This is a genomic window from Streptomyces ovatisporus (assembly GCF_042653885.1).
GTDB lineage: Bacteria > Actinomycetota > Actinomycetes > Streptomycetales > Streptomycetaceae > Streptomyces > Streptomyces ovatisporus.
On record NZ_JBHSFH010000005.1, the window covers coordinates 41,949 to 65,968 of the forward strand.

Sequence of the window (24,020 nt, forward strand, 5' to 3'; positions counted from 1 at the left end):
GCGTGCGCCCGCACAGGGCTACGGGAGCCCCGGGGACCGGCTCGGGAGAACGACCGTGGCGGGTGCAGCCAGGAGAGTCACCAGGGCGACCCATCGTCGTCCAGGCCACGGAGTCGTCGACGGGCCCCGGCTGGAGGCGCCGCAGCGGACCGGGCCGCTTCTCCGTACGGCCTTCCGGCGGGCGCCGACGGCGGCGACAGCCGTGCCGCGCACCGGCGCGGGGTGACGAGGTGCCGAACGGCGGCGGTCCGCCCAAGGCCGTGTCTGAAGAGTCTGAAGAGTTCGAAATGGACGCCCATCAGGGGGAGTTCGCGTGGAGCCGCGTCGCCGCGGGAGGCCGTCGGGGTCAGCCGAGGGCGTGGCCGGTGGTGGCGTCGATGTGGCCGGGGAGCGGGTCGTGCCGTTCGCCGACGGTCGAGGTGCCGGAGGGCTCGAACATCAGGATCGCGGCACCGTGCCCGGAAGCAGGCCTGTGTGGGACGCCGCGCGGGACGACGAAGACGGAGCCCTTCCGCAGGGTCACCGTTCGCTCGGTCGCTTCCGTTCCGGCACCGCTCCCGGCCGCGCTCCCGCCGCCGTCCTCACCGGCGTTCCCGTCGCCGGTGCGGCGGTCGCCGTCGCGGAGTGCGATGTCCACCTCGCCGTCCAGCACGAGGAAGAACTCGTCGGTGTTCTCGTGCACGTGCCACACGTGCTCCCCGGCGACCTTCGCGACCCGTACGTCGTAGTCGTTGACCCTGGTCACGATGCGCGGGCTCCACAGCTGCTCGAAGCGTGCGAGTGCGGACTCCAGGTCGATCGGCTCGTCTCTCATGCAGGGCATCCTCGCCGCTGGTGCCCGAGCCCGGTGAGTGCTAGGAATCGCATGTGCCGCATGAATCCTCGCAGCCCTGCCGAGACCGCCGACGCCGCCCACACCGCCCTCCGGCAGCCGGAGCCGGAGGGCGAGAAGCACGTCCGCCGCACCGCGTCGCCGCGATCGTCGACGAGGGCTCCAACCCCTTCGAACTGGGCGTGGCGACCGAGCTGTTCGGGCTGCGCCGTCCCGAAGTAAAGCGGCCCTGGTACGACTTCACGCTGTGCGCCGCGGCACCCCGCACCCGGATGCATCTGGGGATGTTCACGCTCTCGGACGTGGCGGACCTCTCGGCGGTCGACGAGGCCGACACCGTCCTCGTCCCCAACCGGCCGGACCCCGAAGTGCGGCCGTGCAGCGGCGTTCTGGACGCCGTGCGGCGTGCGGCGGACCGGGGCGCGCGCCTGGTGAGCTTCTGCACGGGGGCGTTCACGCTGGCCGAGGCGGGCGTGCTGGAGGGCCGGCGGGCCACCACGCACTGGCGGTGGGCGGAACTCTTCTCGGCACGGTATCCGTCCGTACAGCTCGAACCGGATGTGCTGTTCGTGGACGACGGCGACATCCTCACCGCCGCCGGCAGCGCTGCCGCCCTCGACCTGGGGCTGCATCTGATCAGCCGCGACCACGGCGCCGAGGTGGCGAACACGGTCAGCCGCCGCCTGGTGTTCGCCGCCCACCGTGACGGCGGGCAGCGGCAGTTCGTGGAGCGGCCGGTGCCGGTGACGCGGGACGCCTCACTCGCACCCGTACTCGACTGGGCACGCGAACGGCTCGGCCGGCCGATGACGGTGAACGCCCTGGCGGTCAGGGCGGCGGTCAGTCCGGCGACCCTGCACAGGAGGTTCCGTACGGAGCTGGGTACGACGCCGCTGGCGTGGCTCACCGGTGAACGCGTAGCGCTGGCCTGCCGGATGATCGAGCGCGGTGAACGTTCACTCGACGTCGTGGCCCGCGAGAGCGGACTGGGCACCGCGGCGAATCTGCGCGCACAGCTGCGACGCCGCACCGGGCTCTCCCCCAGCGACTACCGCCGCCAGTTCAGCGCACGGAGCACGTGACCGGCCGCCCCGTCACCCGTTGCCTGGCCTCGGCCCCGCTCCCGGCACGCCGCGCGTATCAGGGCTTCCGCGCGACACCCCCCAGGATCAGGGCCTTGTTGTCGGGAAGTTCGGGCGCCTCCCCGTCCGGGCGCCACCGGGTCACGGGTACGAGGCCGGGCTCGACCAGATCGAGGCCGTCGAAGAGCGAGAGGATCGTCCCGTACGGACGGGCCTGCCCGTCGGAGACGTTGGTGCGGTAGTACTCGGCGGCACGCTCGGACACCTCCGTCTCCTCCGGGTCCTCCGTGCCGTGGGAGATCACCAGATGGCTGCCCGGCGCCAGCGGCTCCATCAGCCGGCGCACGATGTCCGTCGCGGTGCCGTCGTCCGCGATGAAGTGCAGCAGCGCGACGAGCGACAGGGCGACCGGCTGCTCCAGGTCGAGGGTCTCGCGCACCTCGGGAGAGGTGAGGATCGCCCGCGGGTCGGTCACGTCGGCGTGGAGATAGGCGGTGCGGCCCTCCGGCTTCGAACGCAGCAGGGCCTGTGCGTACTGCAGGACGATCGGGTCGTTGTCGACATAGACGACCCTGCACTCCGGGGCGCACTTCTGGGCGATCTGATGGAGATTCGGCTCCGTGGGGATGCCGGTGCCGATGTCGAGGAACTGCCTGATGCCCGCCTCCGCGGCCAGATGGCGCGTCGCCCTGTGCATGAACGCCCGGTTGGCTGCGATGAGCCGGCGGACTCCGGGCCACATCCTCTCGACCTGCTCGCCCGCTTCGGCGTCGACCTCGTAGTTGTTCTTGCCCCCGAGCCAGTAGTCGTAGACCCGCGCCGAGTGGGGCTTGCTGGTGTCGATCTCCGGATTCACGTCGGTCCCCTCATGAGCCCTGCCTCGTCCCGGCTGGATCCGTGGTCGCTCCCCGGCAAGGTCTGGCCAAAGTTTAGGCACGGGCTCCGTGGCTGTCCGGCTTTCCCCTCGTCCTGACCGCCTCCGGCCTGCGCAGCGCGCCCTTCCGGCCACGTCCGCCCGGCGCCCAGGCGCCTCCCCGTTTCCCCCGCCCTCCCCGTCCTCCCGTGCCCCCCGACCGGCGGCGACCGACTCGCGCACCGCCGGGTACCCGCCCGCGCGGCCACGGCACGCACGGCGCAAGAGAAGCGAGGACCTCGGTGACTGGAGCAGGACCCCGACGTGTCTGACGTATCCCCGCAGGAGAACACCCGTCGCTGGAAGGCGCTGGCCGTCTGCCTGGTGGCGGGCTTCATGGCGCTGCTGGACGTCTCAATCGTGAACGTGGCCCTGCCGTCCATCCGTGAGGGACTGCAGACCTCCGAGTCCGAACTGCAGTGGGTGCTCTCCGGGTACGCGCTCTCCTTCGGCCTGTGCCTCGTACCCGCGGGGAGGCTGGGCGACGCGCGGGGGCGGCGCAGGGTCTTCATGGCCGGTCTGGCCCTGTTCACCGTCGCGTCCGCCGGCTGCGGAGCCGCCCTGTCGAGCATGTGGCTGATCGTGGCCCGCCTCGTGCAGGGGCTGGGCGGCGGGCTCATGTCCCCGCAGATCTCGGCGCTGATCCAGCAGATGTTCAGGGGCCAGGAACGCGGCAGGGCCTTCGGCATGTTCGGCACCGTCGTCGGCGTCTCCACCGCTGTCGGGCCGCTGCTCGGGGGTCTGCTGATCCAGGTGGCGGGCGCGAGCGAGGGCTGGCGGTGGGTCTTCTACGTCAATCTGCCGATCGGCATCGTCTGCCTGGTCCTCGCCAGGCGTCTCCTGCCGGACACGCCCTCCGCCGCCGGCGCCCCGCACACGCAGAGCCTCGACCCGGTCGGCGTCGTGCTCCTCGGCGGGACGGTGGTGGCGGTGCTGCTCCCCTTCGTGCAGTCGCAGCAGTGGCGCGGTGACGCCAAGTGGCTGCTGCTCGTCGTTGCGGCAGCCCTCGCGGCGGTCTTCGTCAAGTGGGAGTCGCACTGTTCACGCAGGACCACGGTGCCACTCGTCGACCTGACGCTCTTCCGCATCCGCTCGTACTGGCTGGGCTGCCTGCTCATCCTCTTCCACTTCGCCGGATTCACCTCGATCTTCTTCGTCACCACGCTCTACCTGCAGAGCGGACTGGACTACACCGCGCTGGAGGCGGGCCTCGCCATCACCCCCTTCGCGCTGGGCTCGGGAGCCTCGGCGGGGCTGGGCGGGAGGCATGTGCTGCGCTACGGGAGGCCCCTCGTCGCCTGGGGCCTCGCGCTCACAGCCGTCGGCCTCGCGGGCGCCATCGGCACCGCGCACGCCGTGCCGGGCCGCGAGACGGGCTGGTTCCTGACGGTGCCGCTGCTGGTCGCCGGCGTCGGCTCGGGGCTCGTCATCTCGCCGAACCAGACGCTGACGCTCTCGCAGGTCCCCGTGGCGCGCGGCGGCAGCGCGGGCGGCGTACTGCAGACCGGGCAGCGCATCGGGGCGGCCGTCGGCATCGCGGGCGTGGGGTCCATCTTCTTCAGCCGGCTCAACGCGGGGAACGGCAGCCCGGGCTCCTGGGCCGGGGCGTACCAGCACGGGCTGGTGCTCTCCGTCGCGTTCGTCCTCGTGGCGCTGGCCGCCGCACTGGCCGACGTCTGGACGGGGCGGCGCGAGGAGGGACGCGGGACGAAGCAGTCACTGCGCCGAGGGATCCTGCGGCGGCTGCCCCGCTGAGCGCTGACGGGCGGTCAGGGCCTGCCCGGTGAGTTGCGCTGCTGCGGCTGCCCGCTGCCGTCCGCTGCCGGTTCGTCGTCGGACAGCCCCGAGCCACCGCTGGGCATCGCCGGATGACGCCCGAGGAGGAAGATCGCGGAGACGGCCGCCCCCAGACCGACGATCTCCCCCAGCATCGCCAGCGGCGTGACCCGTACGGTGTCGCCGAGGAATCCGATGCTGCACGCGATCCCGGAGAGCGGGTTGGCCGCCGTCAGAGCCGGCAGTGACTGACGCAGCGGCCCGGCCTCGAACGCGCTCTGCACGAGGACCAGCCCGACGACGGCCGAGGTGACGATCGTGTAGGGCTGCCATGTGGTGACCAGCCCGCCGATGCCGGACTCCTCCAGGACAGTGCTGGCGTCCCGCGTCAGCGCGTCCTGCAGCCCGTAGAGCACTCCCGCACCGGCGGCCAGCCAGGGCGGCTCCTCCGCCAGCCGCAGATGGCGGGCGATCATCACCATCAGCAGGGCCACCGCGATCACCGCACCGATCACGAGCCAGCGGCGCAGGGGGCCGATCTGCGCGTCGTCGTTGCCCTGCGGCGAGCCGGCCGCCACGAACACGGCCACTCCGCCGCTGAGCAGCACCACCCCGGCCCAGCCGGTGCGTCCGAGCCGCTGACCGCTGATGCGCCTGGCCAGCGCCATGGCGAACAGCAGATTCGTGGCCAGCAGCGGTGCGACCCGGGAGACGTCGCCCAGCGAGAGCGCCAGCGCGCTGAGCAGCTGTCCGACGACCATGAAACCGATGCCGAGCAGCCACCGCGGGACCTTCATCAGGTCCAGCAGCAGACGGAAGGAGAGGATGTCGGCGAGCGGGGCGCGGGCGGCGGCGTCCTGCTGCAGTACGAACCCCACTCCCAGGAAACAGGACGCCGCCAGGCCGTACACGTAGACCAGGATCGGCATGCCACTCCACGGCGCTCGGGCGGGGCCCGCGCAGCTGCCCCGGCGGTTCGTCCGGTTTCGCCCCAGCATCTCCCACCGGTGGCACCGGGATGCGTTCACGAGGCCGCGACACAGGTGATTGCCATCCCTGCCGCTGCCGGCCGCTGCTCCGCCCTGGGCGTGCGCGGCCCGGGCCTCCGCCGGCCCGGGGGTTCGCTGCCGCGTCCGGGGCCGCGTCCGGGGCCGGAGGCGGTCGTGCAGGGCGAGGGAACCGGGACGGCCGTCCGGTGCCGCCCGCCCTCGGCGGGTCAACTCCCGTGGCTGGAAAGGCAGTACGGCAGATGCCGCACTCGGCCCCGCTTCCGCAACCCGGCACACGCCCGGCTCCGCACTGCCTAGCGTGGACGGCATGAGCCTGATGACCGAGGGAGAGGCACCGGGGCCTGTGCGGTTCTACCTGACCTGTGACGACATCGGCTGCCCAGCACGCGCGGTGTTCGACCTCGTGATCGACGAGCCTCCGCCTCCGATCGAGCAGGACCTCTTCGCCCACGTCCTGCACAGCAGCACGCGAGCGGCCCCCTACCTCGAGAAGCAGGGCTGGACCTTCCGGCAGGGCATCGGCTATTGGTGCCCCACCTGCTCCACTCCCCGGTCCCTGCGGCCCGCTCCGCCGAAGCCCGCACGCCGGTCCCCCGTGCGGCGCCAGCGGCGGGACCCGAAGGGCCCCCAGAAGCAGTGACCCGCGGTGACACGCGATGCGTGACACGCAACCCGCAGTGCCGCGGGGTCCCGCGCGACGTGGTCCGGCGCGGCCCGCCGTGACGCTCGGCCGACGGAGTCGTCCACGGATGCCGGAGGCGCTCGGACGGTCCGCGGCACCCCGTTCTTCAGCGCCTCGCGGGCCTCCTGCGCCCTCCACGGCACCGTCCGCGCCCGCTGCGGTTGTGTCCGGTCCCGTCTGGATCGACCCTGTAAGAAACGAATGCGGGCTGGATTGGTGCCATGAACGCGTGGAGCGAGGCCGAGACCATCGACTTCCGTGGACCACTCGACGTCACGAGTGCCGCCACGGCGCTGCTCGACAGCGAAAACGTGGTCATCGGGTGGAGCGAAGCCGCCGAGGAGCTCTTCGGTTACACACCGCGCGAAATCCTGGGCCGTCGGGTGGACACGCTGATGGTGGGCCGTTCGGCCCACGAGCACGCGTTGATCGAACTGCTCGACAGGTCCGTCGGTCCCACCTGCCGCAACGAGGCCCGTATCGCCCGCCACCGTGACGGCCACCCGGTGGAAGTGGCCACGACCATCTGTTCCCTGGCGGGCGAAGACGGCCCACCGCAGATCATGGTCGCCGTTCCGCTGGAGCCGCTGCGCTCCTGGGAGGCCCATCAGGCCATGCTGCGCGGACTGTCGACGCAGTCGCCCATCGGTCTCGGCATCTACGACACGGAACTCCGGCTGACCTGGGCGAACGCCAAATACCGGAGCGAGATCGACCGCAAGTTCAGCGAGTACGCCGGGAAGCGCGTCGACGAGCTGTACAACGAGGGCGAAGTGCTCACGGAGGGCTACCCCCGCGCTCTCGAAGACGTCATGCGGGGCGTGATCGAGAGCGGCGAACCGGTCTTCGGCCTGCTCTACCAGGCACGTCCGCCTGTCGACCCCGAACACGAGCACGTCTGGTCCTGCGCGTACTACCAGCTGCGCGATCCCGACGGCCACGTGCTCGGCGTCTGCGAGGACGCGCTGGACATCACCGATCGCTACCGCGCACAGCAGCGGCTCGCGCTGACCGTACGGGCAGGCGTCCGCATCGGCACGACGCTCGACATGGTCACCACGGCCCGCGAGATCGCCGAGGTCGTCATCCCGGCCTTCGCCGACAGCGTCACCGTGGATCTGGTCGAGGGCGTCCTGGAGGGTGAGGAACCCCGCCCGCAGGGAGAGTCGCCCTCCCTCGTACGGGTCGTGGAGCGGGTCGGAAGCCCGTACGCGGGCGCCGACGGCGAGGACGCCCCCGCCAGGGGCCCGTTCCACGTCGACTACGAACCCGGCTCCCCCCAGCAGGCCGCGCTCTCCACCCGCAAGGCCGTCATCGTCGACCGGGAGAGCGAGACGGAGCCCCGCGAGCAGAACGGCATGCACTCCACCCTGGCCGTTCCGCTGCGCGCGAGGGGCACGACCATGGGACTCGTCACCTTCCAGCGCCACGAGAGCTCCGCCCCCTTCGACCAGGACGAGATGTCGCTGGCCAACGAACTGGCCACCCGTACCGCCCTGTCGATCGACAACGCCCGCCGCTACACGCGTGAGCGCGCCGCGGCACTCACGCTCCAGCGCAATCTGCTGCCGCGGGGCCTGCCCGAACAGTCCGCCGTCGACGTCGCCCACCGCTATCTGCCCGCCGACATCGGCCTCGGCGTCGGCGGTGACTGGTTCGACGTCATCGCTCTCTCCGGCACCCGCGTCGGCCTCGTCGTCGGCGACGTCGTCGGGCACGGCGTGAACGCCGCCGCCACCATGGGGCGACTGCGCACCACCGTCCGGGCGCTCGCGCGGCTGGACCTCTCCCCCGACGAGCTCCTCTCCCGCATGGACGACCTCGTTCTCCAGGGTGTCGAGGAACAGGAAGCGGGCGCCGGCCCCGGAGCGGACGAGGGCCTGGGCGTCGCCTGCCTGTACGCCGTGTACGACCCGGTCTCCCGCGTGTGCACCGCCGCCCGCGCGGGCCACCCGCCCGCCGCCGTCGTCGATCCGGAGGGCCGTTTCACCCTGCTCGAGATCCCGCCGGGACCGCCGCTGGGTGTGGGCGGTCTGCCCTTCGAGTCGATGGAGATCTCCTTGCCGGAAGGCAGTCTCCTCGCCCTCTTCACCGGCGGTCTCGTGCAGGACCGCGACCGCGACATGGACACCGGGGTCGAGAAGCTCAAGGACGTCCTCAGCGACCGGCAGAGCACCCTGGAGCAGCTGTGCGACCGGGCTCTCGCGGAGCTCCAGCCCAACGGCCCCGCCACCGACGACGCGGCTCTGCTGCTGGCCCGTACCCACGAGCTGGGCGCGGACCAGGTCACCGGCTGGGAGCTGGAGGCGGAACCCAGCGCGGTCTCCCGCGCCCGCTCCCTTGCCCTGGACCAGCTCGGCGAATGGGGCCTGGAAGAACTGTCGTTCACCACCGAGCTCGTCGTGAGCGAACTGGTCACCAACGCCATCCGGCACGCCTCCGGCCCCGTCTACCTCCGGCTCATCCGGGACCGCAGCCTGCACTGCGAAGTCTCCGACAAGGGCCACACCTCGCCGAACCTGCGGCACAGCGCCACCGACGACGAAGGGGGACGCGGTCTGTTCATCGTCGCGCAGATCGTCCAGCGCTGGGGCACGCGCTACACCGCTTCGGGGAAGACGATCTGGACGGAACAGGCCCTGCCCTGACGGACGAATCCCGCGCCCGGCTCCCTCCCGGCGGCCCGCTCCCTCCGGTGGCCCGCTCGCTCTCAGCGCCCGGCTTTCTCTCAGTAGCCTCGACGCATGAGCGAGGCAGCGGTCGCACGCTTCTACGACGGCCTGGCCGACCACTACCACCTGATCTACGCGGACTGGGACGCGAGCATCCGTCGCCAGGGCGCCGCTCTCGACGCCCTGATCGGCGGGGAGCGCGCAGCGGTGCTCGACTGCTCCTGCGGTATCGGCACGCAGTCGACGGGGCTGGCGCTCCGTGGCCACCGCGTCACGGGTACCGATCTCAGCCCCCGTGCCGCGGCCCGCGCCACCAGGGAGGCCGCCCTGCGGGGGCTGACCGTGCACACGGCTGCCGCCGACATGCGACGCCTTCCCTTCCCCGGCGAGCAGTTCGACGCCGTCGTGTGCGCCGACAACTCCCTGCCCCACCTTCTCCGGGAGGAGGACGTACTCGCCGCCCTGGCCGAGATGCGCCGCGTGCTGCGTCCCCGCGGACGGCTGCTGGTGAGTACCCGGCCCTACGACGACCTCCTGCGCGACCGTCCCTCCTCGACGCCCCCTCAGGTCCACCGAGGCGCCGGGGGCGGCGAGGGCGGCGAGGGCGGCGAACGTACCGTCACCTTTCAGCTCTGGCACTGGCACGACGACGGCGAGCACTACGACCTGGAGCTGTTCCAGCTCCTTCCGGCGGGCGGCGAATGGCACGTCCAGGTCCACCGGGCGACGTACTGGGCTCTCGGCAGCGACCGGCTGACCGGGCTCGCGTCCGCCGCCGGGTTCGTGGAGCCCCGGTGGCTGACGCCGCAGGAGTCGGGTTTCTTCCAGCCGCTGCTGACGGCCCGCGCGGACGGGTGAGCCGCTCGGCCCGGACGGCTCTCCGGGCGTCCCGCACCCGCACCGGTTCGCACGAAGGCTCTTGGACAGCACGATGACGGCACTTCGACGGCAGGAGTGCCACCCGGAACTCCGCGGGGAGCGCGGCAGTTGGTGCCGCCGCCGCGGATCACCGACTTGATCGGATGGTGCCCGGAGCCGGACTTGAACCGGCACGGCCCTTAGGGCCAACGAGGTTTAAGCTCGTCGTGTCTACATTCCACCATCCGGGCACCGGCTCCAGGACTCCCGCCGTCCGCTACAGAGAGCGCGCGGTCCTACCCCAGGGTGCAGGGAGAGCCTATCCAGCGTCACGCCCCCAACTGCGGGGCGCTGGCCCGATGTTGTCTTATTTTATGGGCAACTGACGAGCCGTCAGTACAGCGGCCCCCATTTCGGGGCCTCCTGCGGAGTCCGTCCCTTGCTCGGGAAATGACGGAAAGTCGCCGTCCGGCCACTGGAATTCACATTCCGCCACCGGGGCCTCCCCCACCCGCACCGGCACTCAGGGAGAGCGTCATACCCAAGGAGGACTGCCCGGGCGGGCACTACCTCGGAAGGCTGGGCCGGAAAGGGGCACCGGGGCTGATCCGCAGGCCGGGACGGCACGGAAGGATGAAGTCGTCCCGATCCGCCACACCTTCCGACAGGAGCCCAGTCCCGTGACCACCACCTACACAGGCGTCAACGCAGCCGCACCCGCGCCCGCCGGCGTCGCCGCCGCGCGCGCCACAGATCTCACCAAGGTCTACGGACAGGGGGAGACCAAGGTGGTCGCCCTGGACCATGTTTCGGTCGAATTCCGGAAGGCCGAATTCACCGCGATCATGGGGCCGTCGGGCTCCGGCAAGTCGACGCTGATGCACTGCATGGCCGGACTGGACTCCGTCTCCGGCGGCAGCGCCCTCATCGGCGACACCGAACTGACCAAGCTCAAGGACAAGAAGCTCACGCAACTGCGCCGCGACAGGATCGGCTTCATCTTCCAGGCGTACAACCTGCTGCCGACGCTCAACGCCCTGGAGAACATCACGCTTCCGCTGGACATCGCCGGCCAGAAGCCCGACAAGGCATGGCTCGACCGGGTCATCGACACCGTCGGTCTCTCGGGCCGCCTGAAGCACCGGCCCAGCGAGCTCTCCGGCGGTCAGCAGCAACGCGTCGCGGTCGCCCGCGCGCTCGCGAGCAGGCCGGAGATCATCTTCGGGGACGAGCCGACCGGCAACCTCGACTCCCGTTCCGGCGCGGAGGTCCTGGGCTTCCTGCGCAACTCCGTACGAGAACTGGGCCAGACCATCGTCATGGTCACCCACGACCCGGTGGCGGCCTCCTACGCGGACCGCGTCATCTTCCTCGCCGACGGCCGCATCGTCGACGACATGTTCGGACCGACGGCCGAGTCGGTGCTGGAGCGGATGAAGAGCCTCGACTCCAGGGTCCGTACGAGCTGAGCGGCCCGTCTGCCGAGACGGCCCCCGGCAGGCGCCACTCGCAGGTGAATCCGCGGGCACCGCGACATCCGGGCCCGCGAACTCGCAAGCAGGACAGTCCACTCCACAGGGCACGCCACGCGAAGGACGGCGGGCCCGTCAGCCGGCCTGCCCGCGGCACACCCCACCGAAGCCCGCCCACGACCGGGGCGGGCCCCACTCACTTCCAGGACTCACCGATGCTCCGTACCGCCTTGCGCAACGTCTTCGCGCACAAGGCCCGGCTGCTGATGACCGTACTCGCCGTGCTGCTCGGCGTGGCCTTCGTCTCCGGCACCCTGGTCTTCACCTCGACCATCTCCGACGCCTACCAGAAGAGCTCCGAGAAGGGCTTCAGCAACGTCGACCTCGCCATCGAGCAGACCGGCGGCGAACCGTCGGACACGGGGGCTCCGGGCAAGCGGCCGCGGATCTCCCAGGCCACGCTGGAGAAGGCCCGGGACCTGCCCGGCGCCGCCGGCGTGACCGGATCCGTCTCCGGATTCGCCGCGCTCGCCGACAAGGACGGCAAACTCGTCGGCGAGGGCTGGCAGTCCACCGGCGCGAACTACTACGCCGGCCCCGAGGGGGAGGACAAGGACGCCCGCTACCCGATGAGCGAGGGCAGAGCACCGCAGCGCAGCGGTGAGATCGCCCTCGATCAGAAGACCGCGGAACGCACTGGCTACAAAGTGGGAGACACCGCCCGCCTGTCCATCGACGGCCCGGTACGCAAGGACCGCGTGGTGGGCGTCTTCACCACCGACGACGGCAACGTGGCCGCGGGCGGCACACTGGTCCTCTTCGACACCTCCACCGCGCAACGCCTCTTCGCCGTGCCCGGCCAGTACGACCAGGTGACCCTCGAGGCCGCCGCCGGCACGTCGCAGGGAGAACTGAAGTCGCAGGCGCAGAAGATCCTTCCCGCCGATGCCGAGGCCGTCACCGGCAAGAAGCTCGCCGCGGACCAGTCGAAGACGATCGAGGAGAGCATGAGCGGCATGCAGACCGGCATGCTGGTCTTCGCCGGGATCTCGCTGTTCGTCGGCATCTTCATCATCGCCAACACCTTCACGATGCTCGTCACCCAGCGCACCAAGGAGCTGGCGCTGCTGCGGGCGGTCGGTGCGAGCCGCCGTCAGGTGACGCGTTCGGTTCTCATCGAGGCTTTCGTGGTCGGGACGGTCGCAGCCGTCGCGGGCCTGGCGGCGGGCGTCGGAATCGGTGCCGCGCTGCGCTCCCTCATGGGCAAGGTCGGCGCGACGGTCCCGGACGGGCCGCTCGTCGTGGACAGTTCCGCCGTCGTCACGTCACTCGTCACGGGCATCGTGGTCACGGTGCTCGCCGCGTGGCTGCCGGCCCGGCGGGCTGCGAAGATCCCGCCGGTGGCGGCGATGAGCAGCATCCACGCCACCGCAACCGTGCGTTCCCTCGTCGTCCGCAACTCGATCGGCGCGCTCCTCGCCGCCGGCGGCACGGCCCTCGTGCTGTACGCGACGACGCTGGACAGCGCCGGCGAGGGCGACGTCCCCATGGGGATCGGTGCCGCCGTGCTGCTGATCGGCATGTTCGTACTGACGCCGCTGCTGTCGCGGCCCCTCATCGCCGCAGCCGCTCCGCTGATGCGCGTGTTCGGCGTCTCGGGGAAGCTGGCCCGGCAGAACTCCGTGCGCAACCCGCGCCGTACGGCCGCGACCGCCTCCGCGCTGATGATCGGCCTCACTCTCATCACGGGCATGACCGTGATCGCGGGCAGCGTCCAGGAAGCCATCGACAAGATGGCGACCAAGTCGTTCAGGGCCGACTACAGCATCAGCATGGCCAACTTCACGCCGCTCGCCCCGCAGGTGGAGAAGAAGCTGGAGCGGGAAGGGCAGATCACCGCCTCCAGTCCCATGCGCAACTCGCCGGCGCGCGTGGGCAAGGACGTCGAGTACATGACGGGTGTGAACGGCGAGACCATCGGCGAACTCACCGATCTCGAGTTCACCTCCGGCAGCTTCGACGGTCTGTCCGGCAACAAGGTCGTCGTGGACAAGAAGACCGCGGACAGCAAGAAGTGGAAGGTCGGCTCGTCCTTCCCGGTGATCTACGAGGACGGGAAGAAGAGCAGGCTGACCGTCTCGGGTGTCTACGAGGGCAACGAGATGATGCAGGGCATGCTGCTGGACACCGGCACCCTCGACCCGCACATGGAACGGGTCGCGAGCATGCAGCTGATGGTCAAGACGGCGGACGGCGCGAGCGAGTCGGCCAAGTCCTCGCTCGAGAAGGCCCTCGGCAACAACCCGGCGATCCTCGTCCAGGACGAGAAGGACCTCTCCGAGTCCATCGCGGAGATCTTCACGCTGATGCTCAACATGCTCTACGGGCTGCTGGCGATGGCGGTGATCGTCGCGGTGCTCGGCGTGGTGAACACGCTGGCCATGTCCGTCTTCGAACGCTCCCAGGAGATCGGCATGCTGCGGGCCATCGGTCTCGAACGGCGGGGCGTCAAGCGGATGGTGCGGCTGGAGTCGCTGGTCATCTCCCTCTTCGGCGGGGTGCTGGGCATCGGCCTGGGCGTCTTCTTCGGCTGGTCTGCCGGGGAGTTGATCGCGTCCTCGCTTCCGCAGTACGCACTGGTGGTGCCGTGGGAACGGATCGGCCTCTTCCTGGCACTGGCGGCCCTCGTGGGCATGCTGGCGGCGCTGTGGCCGGCACGCCGGGCGGCGAAGCTGAACATGCTCACCGCCATCAAGAGCGAGTGAGGCAGCAGGGCTGAGGCAGGCATTGCCTCAGCGACGGGCGGTGGCCCGGTTCCCCGGCTACGGGGGACCGGGCCACCGCCGTGCGGGCGTCAGCTCGGCGGGTCGCCGAAGTCGGGGACGGTCAGCCGCTCACCGTCCCGCCGCGCCGAGTCGTGAGCGACGATGCCGGGCACTGTGTAGCGGGCGGCGACCCACGCGTTCACCGTCGGCAGCGTTCCGCCGTTGACGGCCTCGACGAAGTCGTCGACGAGGAAGTGGTGCGAGCCTTCGTGCCCGTTGGGGGCGTGCGCGAACTCGCGGGGCAGCCGCGACCGGTCGTGCACGGGGGCCGTGCCGGAGATGAACGCGTCCCGCAGCGCGGGCGCGACGTTCTCCAGCGAAGGATCGTCGGCCGCGAGTGTCGGCACCGCCTGAAGGTGTTCGGACACGTCCCGCACACCCGTCTTGTCCTGCCAGACGCTGACTGTCGCGAGCTGCTCGAAACTGCCTTCCGTACCGAAGAAGCGGAAGCGGGACTCGCGGATGTGGGAGGGGTAGCCGACCCGCCGGAACTCGTTCGTACGGAACGAACCGCCGCCCGCCACCTCGAAGAGCGCGGTGGCGTTGGAGAAGTCGTTGTCGAACCGGCTCGTCCCGCGGTCGAAGACGCCGTCCCCGCGGTCGTCGGTCACGCCGACCGCGCTGACGCTGGTGGCGTACGTCTGCCACGCGCCGAGGATTCCCCCGATGGAGTGCGTGGGGTAGAGCAGCGGCGGATAGCTGGCCGTCTCCTTCCACGTCTCCCCGCCGCTGTACCGGTACGCGTCGTAGAAGCCGAGGTCCATGTCGTGGACGTAGTCGCCCTCGGCGTAGAAGAGGCGCCCGAAGCCGTTGCCGGCGATCTTCTCCCGGGCGTAGACGGTGGCGGGGTTGTAGTGGCTCGTCTCGCCCATCATGTACGTCAGGCCGGTCTCCTTGACGGCCTCGATGATGGCTTTGGTCTCCTCCAGGGAGACGGCCATGGGCACCGCGGAGTAGACATGTTTCCCGGCACGCAGCGCCTGCACCACCAGCGGTCCGTGTGTCCAGCGCTGGGTGAAGAGGGCGACCGCGTCCACATCGCCGGTGAGGAGTTCGTCGAACGAGGGCACGCTGCCTGCCAGACGCAGTTCCCTCACGAGCCGGTCCGCACGCTCGGGAAGCAGGTCCGTGGCGTATATGTCACCGACGCCGGGGTGCAGTTGGAAGAGTTTGGCGAACGACCCGGCGAACTGGCCGGCGCCGACGATTCCGATGGAGAAGGGCACGGGTGGGGGCCTTTCCTGTTGTTGCATGCCGTCAATTGTCCTGTTCGAAAAGGAAGTTGATTTGCTTGTTGACTTCGTCGAGAGAGCTGACGGGGGCGCCTCCCCCGTATATGTCCTGCATGACGGGGATCATGATGGCGCCGATGTCGGCCGCGTGATCCGTCACGGGGAAGGGGAAGGTCGTCTTCTCCGCTATGTGCCGGGTGAACTTCCACGACTGGGCCCGTGGCGCCGCGGTACTCGCCATCCAGGTGCTCGTCCTGGGCGGCGCCGCCGAGGACTGACGGCGCCGCCGCGACTAACCGGCAGCCGGGTCCGAACGACGGCCGGGCAGGGTGAGTTCGTCAGCCGCCGAGCCACTCCCGCGTCCGCAGCGGAAGTCCGGAGTCCCCGCTGACGGGCGTCTTCACCGCGAGGATCTGGTTGATGCCGATCCGGTTGCGTTCGAAGGCGAGCGCGCTCGCAGCCATGTAGAGCCGCCAGACCCGTGCCCGTCCGGGCGAGGTGAGCGCCGCGGCACGTGCGAAGGCCCCCTCCAGGTTGGCGACCCAGGCGCGCAGCGTCAGGGCGTAATGCTCCCGCAGCGACTCCACGTCCCGGACCTCGAAGCCCGCCTCTTCCAGGACGCCCGCCGTCAGGGCCAAGGGCGCCAGCTCGCCGTCCGGGAAGACGTATGCCTCGATGAAGTCGTCGACCTGGTAAGCGGATTCGTCCTGCAGGGGGCGCCGCGCGATCTGGTGGTTGAGCAGCCGCCCACCGGGTTTCAGCAGCGAGTACAGCCCGTTCGCATACTGCAGGTAGCGCTCCCTGCCCACGTGTTCGGCCATGCCGATGGAGGAGATGGCTTCGTAGGGGCCGTCGGAGACGTCCCGGTAGTCCTGGACCCGGATCTCCACACGGTCCGCCAGGCCCTCCTCCGCCACGCGCTTGCGCGCATAGGTCGCCTGCTCGTGCGACAGCGTGATGCCGACAGCGCTCACCCCGTACTCGCGCGCCGCGTGGAGCACCAGCGAGCCCCAGCCGCATCCGACGTCCAGCAGCCGACGGTCCGGACCGAGCGCCAGCTTGCGGCAGACGAGATCGAGCTTGGCGCGCTGGGCGTCCTCCAGAGTGGGCGTCCGTCCAGGACTCCCCGGCTCCCAGTAGGCGCAGGAGTAGACCATGCTCGGACCGAGCACCAGCTCGTAGAAGTCGTTGCCGACGTCGTAGTGGTGCCGGACGGCCTGACGGTCACGCCCCGGTGTGTGCCGTGCGCCGAAGCGCCGGCGCTTCTCCTCCCGGGGCGGTGCGGGAGGGGGCAGGAGACCGCCGAGGGACAGCAGTTCACGTGCGGCCGCCCGGATGTCCGGGTCGCGGGCGAGCGCAAGGACGCGCCGCTCGGGACTGCCGCCTTCGTCCTTCTCCCAGAGGAGACCGGCCAGTCCGCTGAGCAAGTCGTACAGCTCTCCGTCGACGTCGAGTTCACCGGCAACCCAGGCGCGGGCGAGCCCCAGCTCCCCGGGCGACCACAGGATGCGGCGCAGCGCGCGACGGTGCCGGATGCGGAGTACGGGGGCGCCGGGCGGCCCGGCCTCACTGCCGTCCCAGGCCCGGACACGGATCGGAAGCGGTTCCTCGAGCACTCTCTCGGCGAGCGCGACGAGCCGCGGCGCGACGTCGGTCAATGCACACACCTCCAGGGAAGGAAGGGGCGAATCTCCCTATATGCAACCCGATTGTCGTGCAAATTATGCCGATTCACACCTGACTTCGGGCAGTTCGTCGCACCGCCGCCCGGGCACCGGCCGCAAGGACGCCGCGACACGGGCAGCGGCCGTCGCGCGCCCCGCCGACCGCGCCCCCGGACACGGCGAAGGGGGCGCCCGCCCCACGGATGGCGGACGCCCCCTTCGCGGGGCTCTCTGCTCTTCGCTCCCCGGCCGACGGCCGGCTCCTCGTCGCCCGGTGCGTCCGACGATGCGACCGAGCCGGCGTCAGGAAGCCTTGGCTTCTTCCCTCTGCCGAGCGCGGCTCTCCTTGACCCGGGTCTTGCGCTCCGCCTCCGCCTCTTCACCGGCGACCCTCGAGACGGGCGAGGCCGCTTCGTAGAACTCCTCGCGCGGGTGTTCCATCGCCCCCAGCGAGACGACCTCCCGCTTGAGGAACATCGCCAGCGTCCAGTCGGCGAAGACGCGGATCTTACGGTTCCACGTCGGCACGGCGAGACCGTGGTACCCGCGGTGCATGTACCAGGCCAGCCGGCCCTTGAGCTTGATCCGGGTCCTGCCCAGGACGATCATCGCGACGCCCTTGTGCAGTCCGAGACCGGCGACGGCGCCCTTGTTCGCGTGCTTGTAGTCGCGCTGGGGGAAGCTGCGCAGCCGGGAGATGACGTTGTCGCCGAGCACCTTGGCCTGACGCAGGGCGTGCTGCGCGTTGGGCGGGCAGTACGCCTGCTCCTTGCCCGCCGTCAGGTCCGGCACCTGTGCGTTGTCACCGGCTGCCCAGATGTGGTCCGTGCCGCGGACCTGCATCGTGGCGTCGACGTCCACGTGACCCTTGGGGCCGAGCGGCAGACCGAATCGAGCCAGTGCCGGGTTGGGCTTCACGCCGGCCGTCCACACGATGGTGCTCGACTCGACGTCGAGACCGTTCTTCAGCAGGACGCGACCGCCGACGCAGGACTCCAGCGAAGTGCTGAGGTAGACCTCCACACCGCGGCTCTTCAGATGCTCCAGGCCCCACTCGCCCAGCTTCGGGCCGACCTCGGGCAGGATGCCGGGCGCGGCGTCGACGAGGATGAACCGCATGTCCTCACGCCGGACGCCGGGGTAGTACTTCGCGGCGTCCCGGGCCATGTCCTCGACCTCGCCGACGGTCTCGGCACCCGCGAAGCCGCCGCCGACGAAGACGAAGGTCAGCGCCCGGCGCCGCACGTCCTCGTCGTTGGTCGAGTCGGCCTTGTCCAGCTGTTCGAGCACGTGGTTGCGCAGGCCGATGGCTTCCTCGACGCCCTTCATGCCGATGCCGTTCTCGGCGAGGCCGGGGATCGGGAAGGTGCGGGAGACGGCTCCCATGGCGATGACCAGGTAGTCGAAGGGCAGGTCGTACGCCTCGCCGACCAGCGGTGCGATCGTGGCGACCTTGCGGTCCTGGTCGATGGTCGTGACGCGGCCGGTGAGGACCTCGGCCTTGGGCAGCACGCGTCGCAGGGGAACCACGACGTGGCGCGGCGAGATGCTGCCGGCGGCGGCTTCGGGGAGGAAGGGCTGGTACGTCATGTACGAGCGCGGGTCGACGACCGTCACGGTCGCCTCGCCGTAGCGCATCTTCTTCAGGATGCGGCGCGCCGCGTACAAGCCGACGTACCCGCCGCCCACTACGAGGATTCGGGGACGCTCCGTGGTGCTCATGTCTCCGAGTATCCACCCGGCCCCCGGGGGGACCTCGTGAGGGGCTTCACAAGCACCGTCCGGGGGGCTGCTACACTGCGCGGCCACGCACCGGAAGCCGTCCGGCCCGTCGAGGGTCCGTAGCACGCCCGGTGCCGCGATACCCGCCTTGAGCTGCACTTGTCGTCGTCTTCACGAGGACAGCGGGGAGTGTGGCAGCACCGGTGTCACACGGCTGGAATCCGTCGTTCACGAAGCCGGGCCGCGACGGAGGCCCTGATTCGGCTCTCACGGGTGTGATGTGCGTCCGACGAGGCACTTTCCCGCGTGAATTATTTCACGAGACTTCTTCGGCGGCCTTGCGGAGGCCGCATCCGGCTCCTTTCAAAGGAGCCACGGGGGTGCTCAAGTGAGGCTCCACGCAATGCCGTCGAGGATGTCGTGCTCGCTGACGACGACCTCGCCGGCGCCCGTACGCTCCATGATCACCTGCAGTATCAGGGCTCCCGCGGCGATCACGTCCACACGTCCCGGATGCATCACGGGGACCGCTGCCCGCTCCTCGTGCGTGCTGCTCAGCAACCGCTGTGCGATCTCACGGACCTGCCCGGCGGACACCCGGGAGTGGTGGATGGCGGCGGAGTCGTACGCGTCCAGCCCGAGAGCGATCCCGGCGACGGTGGTGACCGTCCCCGCGAGCCCGACGAACGTACGGGCCTCGGCCAGCGGGACGCTCTGCTCCGCCTCGTCGAGCGCGGCGGCGACGTCCGCGCGCATCGCCTCGATCTGGGCGGGGGTGACCGGGTCGGAGAGCCCGTGGCGTTCCGTCAGCCGGACACAGCCGATGTCGACCGACCGCGCCGCGCGGACCTCCTCCTCACCGACCACGAGCTCGGTCGAGCCACCGCCGATGTCGACGACCGCATAGGGCTTCTTCAGGTTCTGGCGGCCCGCGAGCTCCTTCGTGGCGCCCGTGAAGGAGAACTCCGCCTCCTGGTCGCCGGTGATCACTTCCGGCTCGACGCCGAGGATCTCCACCACGCCGCGTACGAACTCGTCACGGTTGTCCGCGTCCCGCGACGCCGACGTGGCGACGAAGCGCAGACGCTCCGCGCCGTGCTCCTCGATCACCTGCGCGTACCGACGGCACTCGGCGAACGTCCGCTCCAGCGCCTCCGGCGCGAGCCGGCCCGTACGGTCGACTCCCTGGCCGAGCCGGACGATCTCCATCCGCCGGTCCAGGCTCTTCAGTTCACCGGTGGCGGGGTCGGCGTCGGCCACCAGCAACCGGATCGAGTTCGTACCGCAGTCCACAGCGGCGACACGGGGCATGCGTTCTCCTCACGACAGCCGCCCTTCGAGGCAGCCGCCCGATCGACGGCTGTCCTCGCGACGGCCTCACGACGGGCCGGCCTCCAGCGTATGCGGCCACGCCGCCGGGACGGCCCGGGTTTCGGCGCCGTCAGTCCCGGTCCGACGGGGCCTGGGCCGGAGTGACGCACGGACCCTTGGCCCACCACTCCGGCAGCATCGCCAGCGCCTCGTCACCGAGGGGGTTGACGCCGGGCCCGGCGACCAGGGAGTGCGCGACCAGTACGTGCAGGCACTTCACGCGGTCCGGCATGCCGCCCGCGCTGGGGAAACCGCTGAGCACCTCGATGGCGTCGCGCCGGGCCAGGTAGTCCTCGTGGGCGGCGCGGTACGCGGCGGCCAGCTCCTCGTCCTGCTCCAGCCGCGCCGTCATCTCGCGCATGACGCCGTTGGCCTCCAGCGTGCCGATGGCGGAGGAGGCACGGGGGCACGTCAGGTAGTACGTGGTGGGGAAGGGGGTGCCGTCCTCCAGGCGCGGCGCCGTCTCCACCACGTCGGGGAGCCCGCAGGGACAGCGGTGCGCGATGGCACGCAGGCCGCGCGGCGGACGTCCCAACTGCTCCTGGAACGCGGCCACATCCGCGTCCGTGGGGGGCGTGGGTTCGGTCTGCGGCGGAGGCGTGTCCATCGGTGTCGGGCTCTTTCCGGGGTGAGTCGGCTGTGGTCGGGGGCAGAGCCGGCGCAGCCGGCCGGCGGAACGGGAGTTGCCGGGCCCGGGAGGACCCGCGGCCGTAGTGGCCCGTACGGGAGGACGGAAGGACGGGCAGGACGGGCAGGACAGGCAGGACGGGGGTGCGGAGCGGGAAGCGGGACGGATGGGTGGCGTCAGCCTCGTCCGTCGGCCTCGTCCACGCCGTCCCACAGGTTCTGGTACCAGGCGCGGTCGGGTCCTCGGTCCGTGGGCCGCCGGGCGCCGCCCGTCCCGTCGCGCACGGTGTAGCCGACCTCGCCGGGACGGACGAAGTGCAGGTGCTCGCGGGCCTGTTGCTCGACGTACGCCGGGTCCTCCCAGCGAACCCGCAGTTCGCGCAGCTGCTTGACCTTCTTGCGCGCCTGCTCCGCCTGACGCTGCTGCTCGGCGATCTCCGAACGCTGCGAGACGTACTGGCGCATCGGGTACGCGAGCGCCACCACGAGGGAGCAGACGACCAGGGCCAGCAGCGCGGCACGTCCGGTCAGGCGGCTGCGGCGCGGCGTGCGCACGGTGCGGCCACGGGCCCGGTAGACACGTTCGGCAGCCTGGGCACCGAGGGCCCTGATTCTGGTCGCGGTGGAGAACCGATCCGCGGGCACGTTCCTCCCCTGTCCCCTTCAGCTGTCCTTGGGCCCGTCCCGTCGGGCCGCCTCCGGCGGAACGCCGGCATGTGGCCCGGGCCGTCGCTGCGCCCGTCCCCGCCACCGTACGGGAACGGCAGCGGGGTCGGGCGCAGCGACGACCGGTCGGACCGGCCGCCCGGCCTCGCGGGCCAGGCCCTTGCTGTCAGCCCTTGTAGCGCGGGAAGGCGCTGCGGCCGGCGTACACGGCGGCGTCGTCGAGGATCTCCTCGATGCGCAGGAGCTGGTTGTACTTGGCGACGCGCTCCGAGCGGGCCGGGGCACCGGTCTTGATCTGACCGCAGTTGGTCGCCACCGCCAGGTCGGCGATGGTGACGTCCTCGGTCTCGCCGGAACGGTGGGACATCATGCACTTGAAGCCGCTGCGCTGGGCCAGCTCCACGGCGTCCAGGGTCTCGGTGAGCGAACCGATCTGGTTCACCTTCACCAGCAGGGCGTTCGCGGCGCCGTCCTCGATGCCGCGGGAGAGCCGCTCGGGGTTGGTGACGAACAGGTCGTCGCCGACGAGCTGGACCTTCGTGCCGAGCTTCTCGGTGATGGTCTGCCAGCCGTCCCAGTCGTCCTCGTACAGCGGGTCCTCGATGGACACCAGCGGGTAGGCGTCGACGAGTTCGGCGTAGTAGTCCGTCATCTCGGCGGCGCTGCGGTCCTTGCCCTCGAAGGAGTAGACGCCGTCCTTGTAGAACTCGGACGCGGCGACGTCGAGGGCCAGGGCGATGTCCTGCCCGACGGTGTAACCGGCCTTCTGTACGGCCTCGATGATGAGGTCGAGTGCTTCACGGTTGGAGCCGAGGTTCGGCGCGAAACCGCCCTCGTCGCCGAGCCCGGTGGCAAGGCCGCGCTCCTTCAGTACGCCCTTGAGCGCGTGGTAGGTCTCGGCACCCCAGCGCAGCGCCTCCGAGAAGGACTCGGCGCCGATCGGGGCGATCATGAACTCCTGGACGTCCACGTTGGAGTCCGCGTGGGAGCCGCCGTTGAGGATGTTCATCATCGGCACGGGGAGCATGTGCGCGTTCGGGCCGCCCAGGTAGCGGAAGAGCGGCAGGTCAGATGCCTCGGAGGCGGCGTGGGCGACTGCGAGCGAGACACCGAGGATGGCGTTGGCGCCCAGCGAGGACTTGTCGGCCGTGGCGTCCAGGTCGAACATCGCCTGGTCGATGAGGCGCTGCTCGGTGGCGTCGTACCCCACGAGCTCGGGACCGATCTGCTCGATGACGGCGAGTACGGCCTTCTCGACGCCCTTGCCGCCGTAGCGGCCCGTGTCGCCGTCGCGGAGCTCAAGGGCCTCGAAGGCACCGGTCGAGGCGCCCGACGGGACGGCAGCACGCCCAGTGCTGCCGTCGTCGAGGCCGACCTCGACCTCCACCGTGGGGTTGCCTCGCGAGTCGAGAATCTCGCGGGCTACGACGACGTCGATGGACGGCACGAGGGTCTCCTTCATGAAGGGTCTGGCTTACTGCACCAGAGCCTAACGGGCGCGGAGGTCTGCCCCGCCCGTGCACTCGTGTCGGGCGGGGGAACAACCGGCGAAGCTCCAGCTCAGGGGGCGGGGAGGCGTCGTCGATTTTGTTTGGCAGGGGAAGAAAAGGTGCCGCGGGGCGCCGCGACGTCCGTTGCCACTGTCACACGACGTCCGTTGCCGCTGTCAGAGGCGCAGTTCCTGACCGGGAAGGATCAGGTCCGGGTCCGAGCCGACGACGTCCCGGTTGCTCTCGTACAACTCGGGCCAGCCGCCGCGGACTTCGTACTTCTCGGCGATGCCGGAGAGGGACTCTCCGGGGGCGACACGGTGATCCTCGGCATCCGCGCCGGCACCGGGGCGCTCGCCCCCCTCACGGGGGTCGTCCCCCTCACGGGAAGGGTGTTCGTCCGCGTCGCCGCGGCCCTCTTCGGCGCCGTCGCCGGACTGGCCGGACTCGCTGCCGGAGTCGGCGGAGCCGTCCGGGCCCGCGGAATCACCGGAGTCGCCGGCGGCGCCGTCCTCGGACCCGCTGCCGGACTCCGGGGGCCCATCGGAAGATGACGGATCGTCCGGCTCTCCCGAGTCACCCGAATCGGCCGACTCGTCCGGCGCGGACGGAGTCGCCTCAGGCCCGCCGGAGGTGTCGCCGTCACCCGAGTCGCCCGATGAACTGCCGTCTCCCTCAGGGGTACTGCCCGACGGGTCGGTGGGATAGGGGCGTTCGGGAACGGGTTCGTACGACTCACCCGACCCGTCAGGGTCCGTCACGTCGGGCGTCTCGGTGGAATCCGCCGAAAGGCCCGCACTTTCAGCACAGTCGGGCCATGCCTCGGTACCGCGACCCTCGAGGATCTTCTCCGCCACCTCGATCTGCTGACCGCGACTGGCGAGGTCGGGGCGCTCCGCGTAGTCGGTACCGCCAAACTCCTCCCAGGTCTCCTGGTCGAGTTGGAGGCCGCCGTAGAAGCCGTTGTCCTCGTCGGCGCTCCACAGGCCGCCGCTCTCACACTCGGCGACCTTGTCCCAGGTCGAGGTGTCCGCCGCGTTCGCGCCGGTCGCCCCGAGCAGCGGGAGTGCGATACCCGCTCCCGTCACGCCTGCGGTGACCACGAACGAGGGCGCCTGACGCGGGC

The 24,020-nt window shown here is 70.7% G+C and carries 19 protein-coding genes and 1 tRNA gene; 7 read left to right on the top strand and 13 right to left on the bottom strand.

Annotation, left to right across the window (positions count from 1 at the left end; genetic code table 11):
- Positions 1-346: 346 nt before the first annotated feature.
- Complete coding sequence (locus ACFPA8_RS08680; RefSeq protein ID WP_386444864.1) at positions 347-814, bottom strand: cupin domain-containing protein; 468 nt, start codon at positions 812-814, stop codon at positions 347-349.
- Between the two features lie 164 nt (positions 815-978).
- Here ACFPA8_RS08680 and ACFPA8_RS08685 point away from each other — a divergent pair, with 164 nt between their 5' ends.
- Positions 979-1,914 carry a helix-turn-helix domain-containing protein gene (locus tag ACFPA8_RS08685; protein ID WP_465270233.1) on the top strand — a complete coding sequence of 312 codons (936 nt, stop codon included), beginning with the start codon at positions 979-981 and terminating at the stop codon, positions 1,912-1,914.
- Between the two features lie 58 nt (positions 1,915-1,972).
- Here ACFPA8_RS08685 and ACFPA8_RS08690 read toward each other — a convergent pair whose 3' ends face one another.
- Positions 1,973-2,770, bottom strand: coding sequence for an SAM-dependent methyltransferase (locus tag ACFPA8_RS08690; RefSeq protein WP_386444870.1), 798 nt, complete (start codon positions 2,768-2,770; stop codon positions 1,973-1,975).
- Between the two features lie 321 nt (positions 2,771-3,091).
- Between ACFPA8_RS08690 and ACFPA8_RS08695 the strand changes: the two genes are divergently transcribed.
- Complete coding sequence (locus ACFPA8_RS08695; RefSeq protein ID WP_386444873.1) at positions 3,092-4,582, top strand: MFS transporter; 1,491 nt, start codon at positions 3,092-3,094, stop codon at positions 4,580-4,582.
- Positions 4,583-4,596: 14 nt separating this feature from the next.
- Here ACFPA8_RS08695 and ACFPA8_RS08700 read toward each other — a convergent pair whose 3' ends face one another.
- Positions 4,597-5,532 (bottom strand): DMT family transporter, encoded by a 936-nt coding sequence (locus ACFPA8_RS08700; RefSeq protein WP_386444876.1) that lies wholly within the window; start codon positions 5,530-5,532, stop codon positions 4,597-4,599.
- A 388-nt stretch (positions 5,533-5,920) separates the two neighbouring features.
- Between ACFPA8_RS08700 and ACFPA8_RS08705 the strand changes: the two genes are divergently transcribed.
- The 3 genes from ACFPA8_RS08705 to ACFPA8_RS08715 all read left to right on the top strand — a co-directional run bounded on the left by ACFPA8_RS08705 (position 5,921) and on the right by ACFPA8_RS08715 (position 9,825).
- The gene (locus ACFPA8_RS08705; RefSeq protein ID WP_386444879.1) at positions 5,921-6,253 is read left to right on the top strand and encodes a hypothetical protein; all 333 of its coding nucleotides are present in this window, start codon (positions 5,921-5,923) and stop codon (positions 6,251-6,253) included.
- Positions 6,254-6,516: 263 nt separating this feature from the next.
- A complete protein-coding gene (locus tag ACFPA8_RS08710; protein ID WP_386444882.1) occupies positions 6,517-8,943 on the top strand; it encodes a SpoIIE family protein phosphatase in 2,427 nt (808 codons plus the stop codon).
- A gap of 96 nt (positions 8,944-9,039) precedes the next feature.
- Positions 9,040-9,825 carry a class I SAM-dependent methyltransferase gene (locus tag ACFPA8_RS08715; RefSeq protein ID WP_386444885.1) on the top strand — a complete coding sequence of 262 codons (786 nt, stop codon included), beginning with the start codon at positions 9,040-9,042 and terminating at the stop codon, positions 9,823-9,825.
- A 165-nt stretch (positions 9,826-9,990) separates the two neighbouring features.
- On the opposite strand, the gene ACFPA8_RS08720 is transcribed toward ACFPA8_RS08715, so the two are convergent.
- Positions 9,991-10,076: transfer RNA gene (locus tag ACFPA8_RS08720), tRNA-Leu, on the bottom strand.
- A 429-nt stretch (positions 10,077-10,505) separates the two neighbouring features.
- On the opposite strand from ACFPA8_RS08720, the gene ACFPA8_RS08725 reads away from it, so the two are divergent.
- Both ACFPA8_RS08725 and ACFPA8_RS08730 read left to right on the top strand, forming a co-directional pair.
- Positions 10,506-11,294, top strand: a complete 789-nt coding sequence (locus tag ACFPA8_RS08725; protein WP_386444888.1) for an ABC transporter ATP-binding protein — start codon at positions 10,506-10,508, stop codon at positions 11,292-11,294.
- Between the two features lie 218 nt (positions 11,295-11,512).
- Positions 11,513-14,062 carry an ABC transporter permease gene (locus ACFPA8_RS08730; protein WP_386444891.1) on the top strand — a complete coding sequence of 850 codons (2,550 nt, stop codon included), beginning with the start codon at positions 11,513-11,515 and terminating at the stop codon, positions 14,060-14,062.
- 89 nt (positions 14,063-14,151) lie between these two features.
- Here ACFPA8_RS08730 and ACFPA8_RS08735 read toward each other — a convergent pair whose 3' ends face one another.
- The 9 genes from ACFPA8_RS08735 to ACFPA8_RS08775 form a co-directional block, all read right to left on the bottom strand.
- Entirely contained in the window at positions 14,152-15,348 is a 1,197-nt protein-coding gene (locus ACFPA8_RS08735) for a Gfo/Idh/MocA family protein (RefSeq protein WP_386446239.1), read from the bottom strand.
- A 31-nt stretch (positions 15,349-15,379) separates the two neighbouring features.
- Positions 15,380-15,595 carry a hypothetical protein gene (locus tag ACFPA8_RS08740; RefSeq protein ID WP_386446326.1) on the bottom strand — a complete coding sequence of 72 codons (216 nt, stop codon included), beginning with the start codon at positions 15,593-15,595 and terminating at the stop codon, positions 15,380-15,382.
- A 97-nt stretch (positions 15,596-15,692) separates the two neighbouring features.
- Positions 15,693-17,012 carry a class I SAM-dependent methyltransferase gene (locus tag ACFPA8_RS08745; RefSeq protein ID WP_386444894.1) on the bottom strand — a complete coding sequence of 440 codons (1,320 nt, stop codon included), beginning with the start codon at positions 17,010-17,012 and terminating at the stop codon, positions 15,693-15,695.
- A gap of 309 nt (positions 17,013-17,321) precedes the next feature.
- Positions 17,322-18,740 carry an NAD(P)/FAD-dependent oxidoreductase gene (locus tag ACFPA8_RS08750; RefSeq protein ID WP_386444897.1) on the bottom strand — a complete coding sequence of 473 codons (1,419 nt, stop codon included), beginning with the start codon at positions 18,738-18,740 and terminating at the stop codon, positions 17,322-17,324.
- Positions 18,741-19,124: 384 nt separating this feature from the next.
- Positions 19,125-20,051: a Ppx/GppA phosphatase family protein gene (locus ACFPA8_RS08755; RefSeq protein WP_386444900.1), complete on the bottom strand. Its 927-nt coding sequence runs from the start codon at positions 20,049-20,051 to the stop codon at positions 19,125-19,127.
- Between the two features lie 130 nt (positions 20,052-20,181).
- On the bottom strand, positions 20,182-20,718 hold the full coding sequence (locus ACFPA8_RS08760) for a DUF501 domain-containing protein (protein WP_386444903.1): 537 nt from the start codon (positions 20,716-20,718) through the stop codon (positions 20,182-20,184).
- A 197-nt stretch (positions 20,719-20,915) separates the two neighbouring features.
- Entirely contained in the window at positions 20,916-21,383 is a 468-nt protein-coding gene (locus tag ACFPA8_RS08765) for an FtsB family cell division protein (protein WP_386444907.1), read from the bottom strand.
- Positions 21,384-21,570: 187 nt separating this feature from the next.
- Positions 21,571-22,851 (bottom strand): phosphopyruvate hydratase, encoded by a 1,281-nt coding sequence (gene eno, locus ACFPA8_RS08770; protein WP_386444910.1) that lies wholly within the window; start codon positions 22,849-22,851, stop codon positions 21,571-21,573.
- Between the two features lie 219 nt (positions 22,852-23,070).
- A complete protein-coding gene (locus ACFPA8_RS08775; protein ID WP_386444913.1) occupies positions 23,071-23,997 on the bottom strand; it encodes a transglycosylase family protein in 927 nt (308 codons plus the stop codon).
- Positions 23,998-24,020: the final 23 nt, after the last annotated feature.